The sequence below is a fragment of the Microcella sp. genome, assembly GCF_040286215.1.
GTDB lineage: Bacteria > Actinomycetota > Actinomycetes > Actinomycetales > Microbacteriaceae > Microcella.
Map to the genome: position 1 here is coordinate 80663 of NZ_JAVKCK010000004.1, position 14024 is coordinate 94686.

Genomic DNA, 14024 nt, shown 5'->3' on the forward strand with positions numbered 1-14024 from the left:
CGTGCGGCACTTTCTCGTGCACACCACGGTCACGCCACCCCAGCTCGACGACGACGCGATGGACGCTCTGCGAGAGCAGGAGATCGCGCGCGCGCAGGAGTTGCAGAGAGCCGGGGTGCTCGTCGTGCTGTGGCGGGAATCGGGCCGACTCGCCTCGTTCGGTCTGTGGCGAGGCCGCGACGAAGGGGAGGTTCGCGACCATCTCGACACTCTGCCCTTCCGACGCTACATGTCGGTCGAGTTGACGGAGGTCGAGAGACACCCGAACGCTCTGCAGCCGTTCCCCTTCGATGATGCGTGCCCGGCCCCGAGCATCCAGGATCCGCGGGCCGGGCGATAGGGTTCTGTCGTCCATCCCCTGTTGCACCGAAGGAGCTTTCCGTGGCGAAAGAGATTCCCACCCCGTCCTCCCCGTCGATGACCGCGCGCCTCGGTGCCGAAGTCTTCGGCACCTTCCTGCTCGTCGGCGGCGTCATCGGCACCGCTTACTTCTCGTCCTCGAACACGGGCATTCTGGGCCCCGCCCTGGCGGTGGGCCTCGCCGTGCTGGCAGGCGCCTACGCGGTCGGCCACATCTCGGGCGCGCACTTCAACCCCGCCGTGACGATCGGCGCCGCGGTTGCGGGCCGCTTCGCCTGGAAGGACGCCCCGGCGTACATCGTCGCGCAGTTCGTCGGAGGCCTGCTCGCGACCAGTATGCTCGCGCTCATCGGTGCCTTCGGCCCCAGCGGCTCGCTTGCGAGCGCGCAGGAGGGCGGCTTCTTCTCCACCGGGTGGGACGCCCTCTCGCCCGACGGCTACGGCTTCGTCGCCGTCGTCGTCGCCGAACTCGTCCTGACCGCCGTGCTCGTCATCGTGATCCTCGGCGTGACCGACGACCGCGCGTTCGCCGGGTTCGCCCCGCTCGCCATCGGCATGACGCTCACGGTGCTGCACCTCGTTGCGATCCCCGTCAGCAACGCCTCGTTCAACCCCGCGCGCTCGCTCGCGACCGCGGTCTACGGCGGGCCGGATGCCCTGCTGCAGCTGTGGGCGTTCCTGATCGTTCCCGTCGTGGGCGCGATCGTCGGCGCCGCGATCTACCGCGGAGTGTTCGCCGGCAAGCGCTGAGCGCCGACGCCGCGGCGAGCGGGTTCAGTCGGCGACGACGACCCGCGCGCCGCGGCTCAGCGGATCGAGGTCGCCCGTCTCGCCGTCGCGGTACGCGCGTCGGCCGAGCATCCACTGGTAGGCCAGGAAGGCGGCCAGCGCCACCGTGCCGATGCCGATGCGCGCGACCTCCGGCCACTCCTGACGCGTCACGTAGCCCTCGATGATGCCGCTCACGAGCAGTGCTGCCACGAGACCGCCGATCGCGGCGAAGAACGCCCGGCCGTCCTCGGCGAGCGCCTGACCGCGCGTGCGCGAGCCGGGCGCCACCCACGACCAGAAAATCATGAGCCCCGCAGCGCCCGCGACGAAGATCGCGTAGATCTCGAGCTGGCCGTGCGGGGCGATGCTGAGGAAGAAGACGTCGAGGCGGTCGAACTCGGTCATGATACCCGCGCTCGTGCCGATGGCCTGAGCGTTCTGGAAGAGCACGACCGGCACCCAGAAGCCGACGATGCCGAAGGCGACGCACTGGGCGGCGATCCACGCGTTGTTGCTGAACACCTGCAGGCCGAAGACAGCCTCGCTCGACTCGGAGTAGTAGCCCACGAAGTCTTCCTCCGCATAGCGCCGCAGCTCGTCGTACGGCCCGAGCGCGGCGACCACGTCGGGGTTCGTCGCCACCCAGACGGCGTACAGCGAGGCCACGGCGGTGAAGGCGACCGCGATGGCGATGGTCAGATAGCGGAGGCGGTACAGCGCCGCCGGCACCTCGCGCGTCGCGAAGCGGGCCAGCTGCGACCACGGTTCGGCGCCTGCGCCGGTGAAGCGAAGTCGCGCGCGCGACAGCAGGACGCTGAGCCGCGCGGCCTGCGACACTTGACCGGCGCTCGTCGTGATGGCGGAGAGCTGGGTCGTGCCCGCCTGGTAATGGTCGATGAGCTCGTCGGCGTCGCGCCCGGCGAAGCGCCGCTGGCGCGACAACTCGCGCAGGCGGCGCCATTCGGCGTCGTGCGCGGTGGAGTAGGCATCGAGATCCATCTGTTTAGATGATGCCATGTCGAGTCTGCAGAGCGGCCCGAGAGCGCCGCACGTTGCCGGTGCGCAGCCTGCTTCGCGGGCCACACGGGGCGGCTACGACTCCGAGAGCGAGCTGCTCACCGGTGAAGCCGTGGCCCTCGAGTTGCGGCCGGCGAGCGTCATCGCGCGCATGGCGGGCGGCATCATCGACTACCTGACGTACATCATCGCGACAGGCCTGCTGCTGTGGCTGATGCTCTCCGCCGCGAGCGCGATCGGTATTCCTGACGCGCTGTTCGCCGCCGTGAGCATCGCCTGCGTGTTCGTCGGTGTCGTGCTCGCGCCCGCCGTCGTCGAAACCGCGTCGCAGGGCAAGTCGCTTGGCCGGCTCGCGCTCGGCGACCGCATCGTGCGCGATGATGGTGGGGCGATCGCGTTCCGCCATGCCTTCATTCGCGCGTTCGTCGGCTTCTTCGAGATCGTGCTGACCTTCGGGGGCGCGGCCGTCGTCGTCGCCCTGCTCAACCCGAGGGCGAAGCGGCTCGGCGACCTGCTCGCGGGCACGTACAGCCAGTACGAGCGGGTAGCCGCCGAACGATCGCTCGTCTACGGTGTGCCGGTGCAGCTCACCGAGTGGGCCGCCACCGCGGACGTGGCCAGGATGCCCGACGCTCTCTCCCGCCGCATCGCCCAGTTCCTTCGGCAGGCGTCCGGGCACACCGGCCCGACGCGCGAGCGGCTCGCCAGGAGCCTCAGCGCCGAAGCTGCTCTGTACGTCTCCCCCGTGCCGAATGTCGACTCCGGGCTTCTCAGCCCCGAGCTGTTCCTGGCCGCCGTGGCGGCGCTGCGCCGCGAACGCGAGGCGACCGGGCTGCGGCTCGAGCAGGCGCGACTCGCCGAGCTGCAGCCCACGCTTGCCGCACTGCCGCACGGGTTCCCTGACCGGGGATAGGGCATCCCCCGATGATCGGGCCACGGCTGGCGTGCCCGGTCAGGCGCGGGCGAGAGCCTCGTCGGTGGCGAAGAGGTAGTTGCGGGTGCCGAGCTGCACGGCGTCGACCCGGCACCAGGCCTCGCCAGCCCAGTTGTACATGCCGTACTCGGGCCAGCGCGCCAGAATCGAGTCGACGAACCCCGCCGCGTCGCGGCCGTAGCGCGCGAGGTGGCGATCTTCGATCTCGAGCAGCAGGCTCGGCAGGTCGCGGCTGATCATCGCCGACGCCCCCTCGATGACCTGCGGCTCGAACCCCTCGACGTCCACCTTGATGAACGAGATGGGGCCGATGCGCTCGGCCTCCACCCAGTCATCGAGCGCGGCGATGGGGGTCAGCCAGTGACGCACCATGTCGCGCGAGCCCACCGGCGCGGCCCCTTCGGTGAGGTGCGCGCGCCCGTAGATCGGCAAGCCGAAGAACAGGGGCAGTCGCATTGTCAGCTGTCCCTCCTCCCGCCCGACCGCCGACGGATTGACGCTCACGTGCGGCGCCGCCAGGATGCGCCGCCAGCGTCGCAGCGTGCCCTGCTGACGAGGGTGGGGGTCGAACGAGTCGACGCGTCCCCCCGCACCGACGATATGGGCGAGGGGGATGGTGTACATGCCGTGAGCGGCACCCACGTCGATGACGCGGTCGCCCTCCTTGACGAGCGCGCCGAGGCCGCGCAGCTCGGGCTCGGCCCACTTGATGCGGCTCGCGAGGAGCATCACATCGTGGCCGAATCGGAGCCGAGACGAAACCCCCCGCGTCGCAGGCTGCATGTCGATAACCATCGTTCTCTCAGTATCGCGGGTAATCGACTAGTAGCGGTAGTGATCCACCTTGTACGGGCCGTCGGAGGGAACTCCGATGTAGTCCGCCTGCTTCGGCGTGAGTGTCGTCAGGCGCGCGCCGAGGGCGTCGAGGTGCAGGCGGGCGACCTTCTCGTCGAGCAGCTTGGGCAGCACGTACACCCCGGTCGGGTACTGGTCGAGGCGCAGGTGCAGCTCGAGCTGGGCGAGCACCTGGTTGGTGAACGAGGCGCTCATGACGAAGCTCGGGTGCCCGGTCGCGTTGCCGAGGTTCATGAGGCGGCCCTCAGAGAGCACGAGGATGCTCGTGCCAGTCGGCAGGCGCCACTCGTGCACCTGCGGCTTGATCTCGATGCGCTCCGCCCCGGGCAGGCTCTCGAGCCCCGCCATGTCGATCTCGTTGTCGAAGTGGCCCACGTTGGCAACGATGGCGAGGTGCTTGAGCTGCTGCAGCTGGTCGACGGTGACGACGTTCTCATTGCCGGTGGCGGTGACGAGAATGTCGATCTCGCCGAGGTGGTCGTCGAGCCGGGCCACCTGGTAGCCGTCCATGGCGGCCTGCAGGGCGTTGATCGGGTCGATCTCGCTCACGATGACTCTTGCGCCCTGCCCGCGCAGAGCATCCGCGCTGCCCTTGCCCACGTCGCCGTAGCCGCACACGAAGACGGTCTTGCCGCCCATGAGCACGTCGGTGGCGCGGTTGAGTCCGTCGGGCAACGAGTGACGGATGCCGTACTTGTTGTCGAACTTCGACTTGGTGACCGAGTCGTTGACGTTGATCGCCGGAAACAGCAGCTTTCCGTCGCGGTGCAACTCGTAGAGGCGGTGGACGCCCGTGGTCGTCTCCTCCGTCACGCCCTGGATGCTCGCGGCGATGCGCGTCCACCGCTGCGGGTCGCTCTGCACCGAGTCGCGCAGCACACTCAGGATGACGGCGTACTCGTGGCTGTCGCCGGGGCTCGTATCGGGTACAGCACCCGCCGCTTCGAACTGCACACCCTTGTGCACGAGCAGGGTCGCGTCGCCGCCGTCGTCGAGGATGAGGGTCGGGCCCACCGGGTGCCCGGCGTCGTCGACGCCGAAGTCGAAGATCTGCTGGGTCGCCCACCAGTACTCCTCGAGCGTCTCGCCCTTCCAGGCGAACACGGGGGTGCCGGTGGGGCTCTCGGGCGTTCCGGTGCGGCCGACGACGACCGCGGCGGCCGCCTCGTCCTGCGTCGAGAAGATGTTGCAGCTGGCCCAGCGCACGTCGGCGCCGAGGGCGACGAGGGTCTCGATGAGCACCGCCGTCTGCACGGTCATGTGCAGGCTGCCCGCGATGCGGGCGCCGGCGAGGGGCTGGTGCGGCCCGAACTCGTCGCGCAGGCTCATGAGACCGGGCATCTCGTGCTCGGCGAGGCGGATCTGATGGCGGCCCGACTCGGCGAGTGTGAGGTCGCGCACGCGGTGCGGAACACCCCCGCTGCTCTCGACGGTCAGCTCGGGGCGCGCGGGGGTCTGGATGCTCATGGTCGCCATTCTGTCAGGCCACGCCGTGAAGTTCTGCAGGGTGTGGAGGACGTCACGACCCTCGCGGTGCAGAGTCTCTCAGTGGCTCGAGGGCGGCCAGCACGAGGTCGAGCCCAAAGGCAAACTCTGACGCCGGGTCATACCCGGAGGCGCCGAGTGCTGCAGCCGACTCGTACAGGTAGGGGAACTCCTCTTGAGGAAGCTGGGGGAGGTAGACAGCGTCGGCCATGGCGGAGAGTTCATCGACTGTCTCGAAGGGCAGACTCGCTTCCTGCAGCGCGAATCCGTAGACGTAGCTGTCGAGCAGCCACGTGGCATGCGCAGACATCACGATAGAGAAACCCGCGTTTCGCAGGCACGACGCCACCGCTTCGCGGTGACGGAGGTTCGCCGGTCCTGGCGTCGTGCGCGACTCCATCAGCCCGATGGCCCAGGGGTGGCGTGCGAGTGCCGCACGTGCCGATGTCGCCCGCAGCCGCATGGCGGACTGCCAGTCGCGGTCGACGGGCGGGGGGTCGATCTCCGTGAACACGACGTCGATCATGGCGTCGAGAAGCTCTTCTCTGCTCGCCACGTAGTGATAGATCGACATCGCGCCGGCTCCCAGAGCGGCGGCGAGCTTGCGCATGCTCGCGCCGTCGATTCCCTCGCTGTCGGCGAGCCGCATCGCCTCGAGAACCACACGCTGCTGGCTGAGGCCGGCTGCGGCATCGGCGCTCCGGTGGCTCTTCGCAGACACGGCTCTCCTCGCGCTTCGTCGACCGACTTGACAATGGTACAGCGTACGGGCAATAGTACAGCGTACGACGTACGGTGTACGAAGCTCCGCGTCGACACCCGACCGACCGCCCGGCGGCTGACGGACCACCCGTGACGAGAGAAGAGAACCCATGACCACGACCCAGACCAGACCGACCCGGCTCGACAGCACCCCGTTGCCCGTGCCGCTCAAGATCGCTGCCGCCTGGACGAGCCTCATGTTCCTGTACGTGTACGTCGACATCTACGGCTTCTTCAAGCCCGGAGTCATCGACGACATCCTGAACGGCATCGTCTTCGAATTCGACATCAGCGCGACGCTTCTGACCTCGTTCCTCGTACTGCTGGCCGTGCCGGCCATGATGGTGATGCTCTCGACGACCCTGCCTGCCCGCGCGAACCGCGTGACGAACCTCGTCGTCGCGGGTCTCTACATTCCGGTCACAGTCTTCAACGCCGTCGGCGAGACGTGGGAGTGGGCCGCATTCTACGGACTGTCGATCGGCCTCGAACTGTTCCTCCTCGCCGCCATCCTGCGGTGGGCCGTGACCTGGCCGAGGGTTCCCACGCTTCCGGCCAGCGCCGCGATCGCAGACGGTCACGATGGCCGCCGGCCGTCCGCGTGACTCGCGCACCCTCCGGATGGGCGGCGATCTGCGGACTGCTGCTGCTCAGTGCACTGCCGGTGCTCGGCGGTGTGCTTCGACTGGCAGAAGGGAGGGGCGACCGCGACGGTGAGCTGCTCGTCGCCTCCTTGGTCGCGATCGGGGCGCACATCGTCGCCATGAGCCTGTTCTGCGTTCTGGGCGCCTTCCAGTTCTCTCCGGCACTCCGCACCCGGCACAGCTGGCACCGCGCCGCGGGGCTCGTGCTCATTCCCGCAGGTTTCATCGCGGCGCTGTCGAGCATCTGGCTCGCGGTGTTCTTCGGCGGCCCGCCGGAGGAGTTCGCGCTCGCCATGGTTCGACTCGTCGTCGCCGTACCGATGATCGCGTTCCTCGCCTGCGCCGTCGTCGCGATCACGCGTCGCAACGTCGTCGCCCACGGTGCATGGATGACCCGGGCCTACGCGATAGCGGTCTCCGGCGGGACCCAAGCCCTTCTCGTCGCGCTGTGGTCGATCCCCGTCGGAGACGTCGATTCGGTGGCCGAGACCTGGCTCGTCGCCGCGGGCTTCGCAATCAACAGCCTCGTCGCCGAGGGCATCGTCCGGCGTCGGTCTCGCACTCGCTCGCGCGGGCGGCGCTCGCGCCGCGAGCGGACGGCCGGGATCGCGATCACGCCCGGATGAGGGCGAGCACCTCGTCGCGGATCGCCGCCATGAGCTCGGGCGTCTGGGCCTCGGCGTTGAGTCTCAGCAGCGGTTCGGTGTTGGAGGGGCGCACGCTGAACCAGTACCACCCGGTGTCGCCGTGACCGGTGAAGAACAGCCCGTCGAGCTCGTCGACCTCGGCGCGCCCGTGGAAGGCGTCGACGACGCGCGTGTACGCGGCCGGCACGTCGTCGACGGTCGAGTTGATCTCTCCGCTGGCCGTGTACGGCGTGAATTCGGCCGCGAGCCGAGAGAGCGGCCCGTCGTACTGGCCGTACTGGGCGATGAGGTGCATGGCCGCGAGCATGCCGTTGTCGGCGCCCCAGAAGTCGCGAAAGTAGTAGTGCGCCGAGTGCTCCCCGCCGAAGATCGCCCCCGTCTCGGCCATGCGGTCCTTGATGAGCGAGTGGCCGACCTGGGTGCGCACGGGCGTCGCTCCGGCGGCGGTGATCGTCTCGGCCACCGATCGCGAGGTGATGAGGTTGTGGATGACGTGGATGCTCGCGCCGGCCTCCCCCGCCGCCTCGAGCCGTGCCTGCTCGCGCCGGATCTCGCGCACCGCGACGATCGCGGCGACGGCGCTCGGCGTGACGGGCTGGCCGAGCTCGTCGATGACGAAGCAGCGGTCGGCGTCGCCGTCGAAGGCGAGGCCCAGGTCTGCCCCGTGCTCGAGCACGGCCGCCTGCAGGTCGCGCAGGTTCGCGGGCTCGAGCGGGTTGGCCTCGTGGTTCGGGAACGTGCCGTCGAGCTCGAAGTAGAGCGGCATGATGTCGAGCGCGAGCGCGGGCAAGCCCGCGGCGGTTCCGAGAACGGCGGGCACGGTCATCCCGCCCATGCCGTTGCCGGCATCGACCACGATGCGCAGGGGGCGCACCCCGCTGAGGTCGACGAGCTCGCGCAGGTAGGCGGCGTAGTCGGGCAGCACGTCGCGGTGCGTCTCGACACCGGGCGTCGCGACCGCTGGTACCGCGCCGGCCGCGAGGTAGGCCTGGGCGCGGTCGCGGATGCCGCGCAGGCCGGTGTCGAAGCTCACACCCTGGGCACCGGCGCGGCAGAACTTGATGCCGTTGTACGTGGCGGGGTTGTGGCTCGCCGTGAACATCGCCCCCGCGGCGCCGTAGCGGCCGGAGGCGAAGTAGCTCTCGTCGGTCGAGCACAGGCCGAGGTGCACGACGGTCGCGCCGCGCGCGGTCGCCCCGCGGGCGAAAGCGGCGACGAATGCCGGTGAGGAGTCGCGCATGTCGTGGCCGACCACGACCTCCTGGCCGGCGACCCCCAGTTCGTCCACGAACCCGGCGCCGAGAGCCTCGACAACTTCGTCGGTGAGCTGAGTGCCGACGAGCCCTCGCACGTCGTAGGCCTTGATGAACGCGCTGAGATCGGGTGTCGAAGTCACGCAGTAAGCGTAGCCGCGGCTCAGCCGGTCTCGCCGAGCACGCTGTAGCGCACGACCTGCCAGCCGTTGGGGGCGGAGAGTCGCTGGGAATGCCGCGCGCACAGATCGTAGCTGTGCGGCTCGGCTCGAGCGCTGAGCGGGCCGAGCACGGCCATCGAGTCGGCGTAGACGTAGGTGAGGGTGCCCGCGGCGGGCTCGCTGCACGCGACCTTGCTGCACGGACGACCGTTCATGATGAGGCCAGCATAGGCCGGTCGTGCGACGTCGCGGCGGTAGGCTGACCGCGTGGCACGAGCGAGCAGGCAGTACCCGAGCGCGCGCGCCCGGGCTCGCCATGGGCGCGCCGGCCGTTCCGCTCTCACCGGCCCCCACTTGCCTCTCGTGAACACGCGTCGCGACCTGTTCGAGGCGACGGTGCGGGCCAGTGCCGACTACCTGGTGGATCTGTGGCCGCATGAGCTCGCGTCGCTCACGATCGACGTTCTGCCGATGCCGGATCAGCCCGAGCAGGTGGAGGGTGTGGCGCGCTGGCGCGTCGTGCCCTCGCGCATGCGGGTGGTGCTGTTCCGCATCCCCATCGAGCGCATGAGCCGGCTGCACCGCGACGACGACTGGCACCGGCGCCTGATGGTGGAAAGCTGCGTGTTCCGGGCGGTCGGCGAGCTCATCGGCAAAGACCCGTGGGAGCTCGCGCCCGACCGCTTCCGCCACGGGTAGCCGCGACGCAGGTACGGCACAGTCCGCTGGGGCGGCCTACGGGAAGACGAGCACCGGCTGGGCCGCGAGCGGCGGGGGCAGGATGCGCGTGCCGGCGATGAGTCCGTCACCGCGGTAGCTCGCGCTCGCGTGCAGCACGCCGTCCGCCGCGAGCCGCACACCGACGTTGGAGGCGGTCTCGAGCACGACGCTCTGCCCCAGCGGCACGAGCACCTCGCGCCCGTCGACCGTCGCCGTCACGTCTCCCTCGGGGGCGTAGAGGTGCAGGCGCGCGCTGACGCCGCCGGGGGTGGGGGCGATGCTCGTCAGCACCTCCTGCCCGGCCTGGAGGGCTCCGCTGGGGACGAACCAGCCGATGTCGAGGCCGCTGGCGCCGCCAACGGTGGTGCGGCCCGCCACGACGAGCGGCTCGCTGGCGTCGACGGTGACGGCCCAGTCGCCGTCGGGCAGGTCGGTGAGGGGCAGGTCGAGCACGGCGCCCGCGCCGACCGTCGTGGTGATGACCTGCCCGGTACCGCCGTCTGCCGGGCGGAGGGTGACGGTGACGTCGGAGTCGATGTCACCGGGGGCAAGCATCCTCAGGGTCGTGAGGGCGTCGCCAGCGTCGTCGCCGGTGGCCCGCTCGAGGGCGAGCTGGCTGCCCACGACGGGCAGGGCGGGAATGATGTGCCGTGTCGACGGCCGCTGCACCGGGGTCACGAGCGCCACGCCGGAGGGGTCGAGACCGCGCACGATGGACTGCTGCAGGTGCGCGGCGATCGCGCCGCCGCTGCTGGCGACGGCGATGACGGGTGACGCCTCGTCGACCGCAATGCCGGCCAGGGGCAGTGCGCGCTGCGTTCCCGCGCCCACGATGATGCCGCTCGTGCCGGGAGCATCGATGAGGCCGCGCTCGCCCCACACGGTCAGGTCGACGGTCGCGTCGACCTCGCCCGGGTTGGTGAGCACGATCCACGTGGTGCGACCGACTTGGGTGGAGCCGCCGACGAGCCAGGCAGTGCGCTCGGCGCGCGCGCACTCGGCGGCGGCGAGGCCTCGCAGCTCGTCGGTCTCCGCGCGCGTCGACTCGGCCGCGGCGACGGAGGTGTCGGGGGCGTCGACCGGCAGCGTGACGACGACCGGCGCCCCCTCGAGTGCATCGCTCGCGGGCACAGCCGACTCGATGAGGCCCGTGCCGACGCTGCGGCGCTGCGGCTGGTGCGCGACGGTGAGCTGCGGGTCATCGCCTCGAGTGAGGCCGAGCACTCCCCCGGTGCAGACGACCGACTGGGCCGACCGGTCGGGGGTGACGGCGATGCCGGCGGTATCGGGGGCGAGCTGCGGCACGGGGGCGAGCAGTACGACCGCGCCGAGCGCGACCGCCGCGGCCGTGCCTCCGAGGGCGAGGCCGGCTCGACCCGTGGCGGCGAGGATACGCTGGGTGGCGGTCACGAGCGCCCTCCCGTCGGGGCGCCGGAGGGGTCGGCGCCGAACTCGCTCTCGAACTCGTTGTCGACCTCGAAGGTGGGGGCGGGCTCGTCGAGAGCGGAATCTGAGCGGGGGCGCCGCGGGCGAAGACTCGTAGGGATCGCGAGCAGCAGAGTGAGGGCGAGGATGCCGAGCTGGGTCGCGAGGATCACCACCGCCCCTGGGCGCTCGGCCGCCATCACCACACGGGTGTCGGCCGCGCTCTCGGAGGCGCCGGCAGAGACGCGCCACAGCCGCCCGGCGGAGGTGTCGCCGACGGGGTCGAGCAGGGCCGTCGCGTCGAGCGAGGCGCTCGACGATGCCGCCAGCTCGGCGGCGGACTCACCGGCGACAGGCTGCTCAAGAAGCACGAAGCGCACGCCGAGTGCGTCGAGGGTGTCGGTGACGTCGCGTCCGCTGGGTGCGGCCAGGTTCGCGACGAGCTCGGCAAGCTGTTCACGCTCGGCGAGCGCGGCGAGCGTCGCCGTGGCACTGCCGCCTGTGTCGACGACGGCGGCACTGTCTGCTTCAGCTCGTGTTCCGGGCAGCCCAGAGCCGAGCAGCGACCGCGTCGTGCGCATCGTGCGCTGCTCGATGAGCGTGACGCCGGTGCCGCGGTCGATGCGGGCGGCGAGACCGGGCCGCCCGGGATCACCCGAGCCGACCACCGGCGTGAGCACGAGGGTGCCCTGCGCGGGGTCGCTCACTGCTTCGGCGGCGACAAGCGCGGGCAGGGTGCGATCGGGGCTGGGCTGCACGGCGCCGCCGCCGAGCAGCAGCGCACCGAGCACGGGCAGCACGACGGCGGTGCCGCCGAGGACGGCGAGCAGACCCGGGTAGGCGGCACCGCGGCGCAGCCCGTCGAGGCCGGCGGCCGCGGCGAGGACGAGCCCCAACCAGTAGAGACCGAGTGCGGGCGCAACGTCGAGTCCGACCGGGGTGCCGCCCACGGTCACGAGCGCCACGCCGCTCAATGCGAGGGCGGTCAGCAGGCCGGCGGCGGCGAGACCGAGCGGCAGAAGCCCGCGCCGCCCGCGGGGCAGGGCGAGCCCGACGAGCGCGAGCACGGGCAGCACCACCACGAGTGCGGCGACCACGAGCAGCGCCACGAGAGGCGGCGTGCCCGCCGGTAGGAGCGCGATGAGAGGGTCCAGCACCAGGGAGGTGTCGGGCCAGCCGAACAGCAGCCCCGCGCGGCCGGGCTCACCGGTCGCCGACGGCAGACCGGGGTCGGCCAGCAGCCCGAGGGGCGTGCCGCGCAGCACCTGGTCGACGACGAGCGGCGCCCAGAGCGCGGCGGTCGGCACGATGAGGGTGAGCAGGCGGCCGATGCGGCGCGGGTGCAGCACCATCCACGCGACCCATGCGAGCAGCAGCGCGGGCACGAGCGTGGGGGCGGCGGCGGTCACGATCGCGGCGGCGAGGCCGGCGATGGCGGCGGCGCTCCACGAGCGGGGGGCGCGGGCGGCACTCGCGACGAGCACGGGCAGAGCGAGGTGGGCGACGACGGCGGCGACGCGGCCCTCGGCAAGGCTCACGAGCAGGGTGGGCGAGAGCGCCCACAGCCACGCGGCGACGGCGGCGGGGCCCGCGCGACGCACGAGGCTCGCGGCCGCCCACCACGCGGCGAGGCCGGCGAGCGGCACGGCGATGATCCACAGCAGCACAAGCGCGAGCGAGGGGTGCCACGGGGTGAGGGTGCCGAGAAGGGCGAGCACGAACGCGAACGGGTCGGCAGCGGCATCCTCAGTGGCCGTCAGGCCCGCCCACAGCGTCGCGAGATCCGGCGCCAGCGGGGCGAGCGCGCCGCCGAGCAGAGCAGGTGCGCCGAACAGGGGCGAGGCTGCGATCGCGCCGATGAGGGCGAGCACGGCGACGATGAGGCCGCCGCCGGGCAGGAAGTCGGGGCGCGGCGGCCGGTCGTCCTCCCGCGCGCTCAGCAGGGCATCCCGCGCGATCGCTCGGCGGCGACGGGCTTCATCGCGCGGCATGCGCAAGGGCTCGATCGCCTCCCAGCCGACGGTGCGGCCGCGGGCCAGTCGGGAGCGTGCGCTCGAGACCGCCGTGCCGGAGAAGGCGACAGCGAGCGCGGCGAGCAGCTCACCGACGACGAGGGTCGGCCGCTTGCGCAGCAGGTGCAGGATCGAGCGCAGCAGGGCCAGCGGCACCAGGCTCACCCAGTGCACGGGCACGGCGGCGAGGGGGGCGTAGACGAGGCGGCGGTGCAGCTGGGCGCGGCGGCGCCAGCGCGCCTCGACGCGCGGCGGCAGCGTGGGAGGGGTGCCGGCTCGCGCGAACAGCGGCGTGCTCTCGTGGATGAAGATGCGTGCGTGCGGTACGACGACGATGCGATGGCCGGCGAGGCGGATGCGCACGCCGAGGTCGAGCGCCGCATCGACGTGCGGCAGCGCCGGGTCGAAGCCCTCCACCTCGTGCCACGTGGAGCGCCGCACGAGCATGCCCGCCTCGCCGATCGCGAGCACGTCGCTGGTGCGGTCGTGCTGCGCCTGGTCGAGTTCGCGCTCGGCGAGGGCGATGCTCGCGCCGTACCCGGTCATCGTCTCGCCGAACTCGGCGATCATCGTCGGCTGTGCGGCGTCCATCTGCTTGGGCCCGGCCGCGGCCACGGAGGGGGCGATCTCCACGGCCGCAAGCAGCCGCTCGAGGGCGCGCGCGTCAGGCGTGGAGTCGTGGCGCAACAGCCACAGCCACTCTTCGACGCCGCCGTAGGGGGAGGAGGTCTGCTCGGGCGCCGGCAGGGCTGCGACGGCGCGGTCGACGAGCTCGCCGAATCCGAGCGCCGCGCCCGCGGTGACGAACTGGGTCGGGGCGATCGACGCGAGGGCGGCGGTGGCCTCGTCGTCGCCGGCGGCGTCGACGACCACGAGATGGTCGGGGTGGCGGGACTGCTCGGTGAGGGCATCCAGCGTCTGCTGCAGCGGTGCGCCGCCTCGGCGGGCGATGAGGACGGCGGTGACGCGCGGGTGCAT

The 14024-nt window shown here is 71.4% G+C and carries 14 protein-coding genes; 6 read left to right on the top strand and 8 right to left on the bottom strand.

All coding sequences use genetic code 11. The features are described from left to right. The first annotated feature begins 1 nt into the window (after nt 1). Both RJQ01_RS01520 and RJQ01_RS01525 read left to right on the top strand, forming a co-directional pair. Complete coding sequence (locus RJQ01_RS01520; RefSeq protein WP_350474931.1) at nt 2-340, top strand: muconolactone Delta-isomerase family protein; 339 nt, start codon at nt 2-4, stop codon at nt 338-340. A 41-nt stretch (nt 341-381) separates the two neighbouring features. After that, on the top strand, nt 382-1110 hold the full coding sequence (locus tag RJQ01_RS01525; protein ID WP_350474932.1) for an aquaporin: 729 nt from the start codon (nt 382-384) through the stop codon (nt 1108-1110). A 24-nt stretch (nt 1111-1134) separates the two neighbouring features. Here RJQ01_RS01525 and RJQ01_RS01530 read toward each other — a convergent pair whose 3' ends face one another. After that, on the bottom strand, nt 1135-2130 hold the full coding sequence (locus RJQ01_RS01530) for a stage II sporulation protein M (protein ID WP_350475027.1): 996 nt from the start codon (nt 2128-2130) through the stop codon (nt 1135-1137). Between the two features lie 16 nt (nt 2131-2146). Between RJQ01_RS01530 and RJQ01_RS01535 the strand changes: the two genes are divergently transcribed. Continuing rightward, on the top strand, nt 2147-3061 hold the full coding sequence (locus RJQ01_RS01535; protein WP_350474933.1) for an RDD family protein: 915 nt from the start codon (nt 2147-2149) through the stop codon (nt 3059-3061). A 39-nt stretch (nt 3062-3100) separates the two neighbouring features. On the opposite strand, the gene RJQ01_RS01540 is transcribed toward RJQ01_RS01535, so the two are convergent. Genes RJQ01_RS01540 through RJQ01_RS01550 form a run of 3 tightly spaced genes read right to left on the bottom strand, consistent with a single transcriptional unit; the run spans nt 3101 to nt 6143 of the window. After that, nucleotides 3101-3877 carry an FkbM family methyltransferase gene (locus RJQ01_RS01540; protein ID WP_350474934.1) on the bottom strand — a complete coding sequence of 259 codons (777 nt, stop codon included), beginning with the start codon at nt 3875-3877 and terminating at the stop codon, nt 3101-3103. Nucleotides 3878-3904: 27 nt separating this feature from the next. Further along, nucleotides 3905-5404, bottom strand: coding sequence for an adenosylhomocysteinase (gene ahcY / locus RJQ01_RS01545; protein WP_350474935.1), 1500 nt, complete (start codon nt 5402-5404; stop codon nt 3905-3907). 52 nt (nt 5405-5456) lie between these two features. After that, nucleotides 5457-6143: a TetR/AcrR family transcriptional regulator C-terminal domain-containing protein gene (locus RJQ01_RS01550; RefSeq protein ID WP_350474936.1), complete on the bottom strand. Its 687-nt coding sequence runs from the start codon at nt 6141-6143 to the stop codon at nt 5457-5459. A 151-nt stretch (nt 6144-6294) separates the two neighbouring features. Between RJQ01_RS01550 and RJQ01_RS01555 the strand changes: the two genes are divergently transcribed. Further along, the gene (locus tag RJQ01_RS01555; RefSeq protein WP_350474937.1) at nt 6295-6789 is read left to right on the top strand and encodes a DUF6326 family protein; all 495 of its coding nucleotides are present in this window, start codon (nt 6295-6297) and stop codon (nt 6787-6789) included. Next, on the top strand, nt 6786-7454 hold the full coding sequence (locus tag RJQ01_RS01560; RefSeq protein WP_350474938.1) for a DUF2306 domain-containing protein: 669 nt from the start codon (nt 6786-6788) through the stop codon (nt 7452-7454). Before RJQ01_RS01555 ends, RJQ01_RS01560 begins: the two co-directional genes overlap by 4 nt. Here RJQ01_RS01560 and RJQ01_RS01565 read toward each other — a convergent pair. Next, a complete protein-coding gene (locus RJQ01_RS01565; protein ID WP_350474939.1) occupies nt 7441-8871 on the bottom strand; it encodes a phosphomannomutase/phosphoglucomutase in 1431 nt (476 codons plus the stop codon). The two genes, RJQ01_RS01560 and RJQ01_RS01565, sit on opposite strands and share 14 nt — an antisense overlap. A 20-nt stretch (nt 8872-8891) precedes the next feature. Continuing rightward, nucleotides 8892-9104 (bottom strand): DUF3499 family protein, encoded by a 213-nt coding sequence (locus RJQ01_RS01570; RefSeq protein ID WP_350474940.1) that lies wholly within the window; start codon nt 9102-9104, stop codon nt 8892-8894. 148 nt (nt 9105-9252) lie between these two features. Here RJQ01_RS01570 and RJQ01_RS01575 point away from each other — a divergent pair, with 148 nt between their 5' ends. Then, nucleotides 9253-9588, top strand: coding sequence for a metallopeptidase family protein (locus tag RJQ01_RS01575; RefSeq protein ID WP_350474941.1), 336 nt, complete (start codon nt 9253-9255; stop codon nt 9586-9588). A 36-nt stretch (nt 9589-9624) separates the two neighbouring features. Here the strand turns inward: RJQ01_RS01575 and RJQ01_RS01580 are convergent, their stop codons facing one another. Both RJQ01_RS01580 and RJQ01_RS01585 read right to left on the bottom strand, forming a co-directional pair. After that, nucleotides 9625-11019 carry a DUF5719 family protein gene (locus tag RJQ01_RS01580; RefSeq protein WP_350474942.1) on the bottom strand — a complete coding sequence of 465 codons (1395 nt, stop codon included), beginning with the start codon at nt 11017-11019 and terminating at the stop codon, nt 9625-9627. Continuing rightward, the gene (locus RJQ01_RS01585; protein WP_350474943.1) at nt 11016-14024 is read right to left on the bottom strand and encodes a glycosyltransferase family 2 protein; all 3009 of its coding nucleotides are present in this window, start codon (nt 14022-14024) and stop codon (nt 11016-11018) included. Before RJQ01_RS01585 ends, RJQ01_RS01580 begins: the two co-directional genes overlap by 4 nt.

What these genes read in the sequence shown, in the direction of transcription:
- RJQ01_RS01530 (WP_350475027.1), bottom strand. Translation starts at nt 2,130, where the DNA reads ATGGATCTCGATGCCTACTCCACCGCGCACGACGCCGAATGGCGCCGC.
- RJQ01_RS01535 (WP_350474933.1), top strand. Translation starts at nt 2,147, where the DNA reads ATGTCGAGTCTGCAGAGCGGCCCGAGAGCGCCGCACGTTGCCGGTGCG.
- RJQ01_RS01540 (WP_350474934.1), bottom strand. Translation starts at nt 3,877, where the DNA reads ATGGTTATCGACATGCAGCCTGCGACGCGGGGGGTTTCGTCTCGGCTC.
- ahcY (WP_350474935.1), bottom strand. Translation starts at nt 5,404, where the DNA reads ATGAGCATCCAGACCCCCGCGCGCCCCGAGCTGACCGTCGAGAGCAGC.
- RJQ01_RS01555 (WP_350474937.1), top strand. Translation starts at nt 6,295, where the DNA reads ATGACCACGACCCAGACCAGACCGACCCGGCTCGACAGCACCCCGTTG.
- RJQ01_RS01570 (WP_350474940.1), bottom strand. Translation starts at nt 9,104, where the DNA reads ATGAACGGTCGTCCGTGCAGCAAGGTCGCGTGCAGCGAGCCCGCCGCG.
- RJQ01_RS01585 (WP_350474943.1), bottom strand. Translation starts at nt 14,024, where the DNA reads ATGCACCCGCGCGTCACCGCCGTCCTCATCGCCCGCCGAGGCGGCGCA.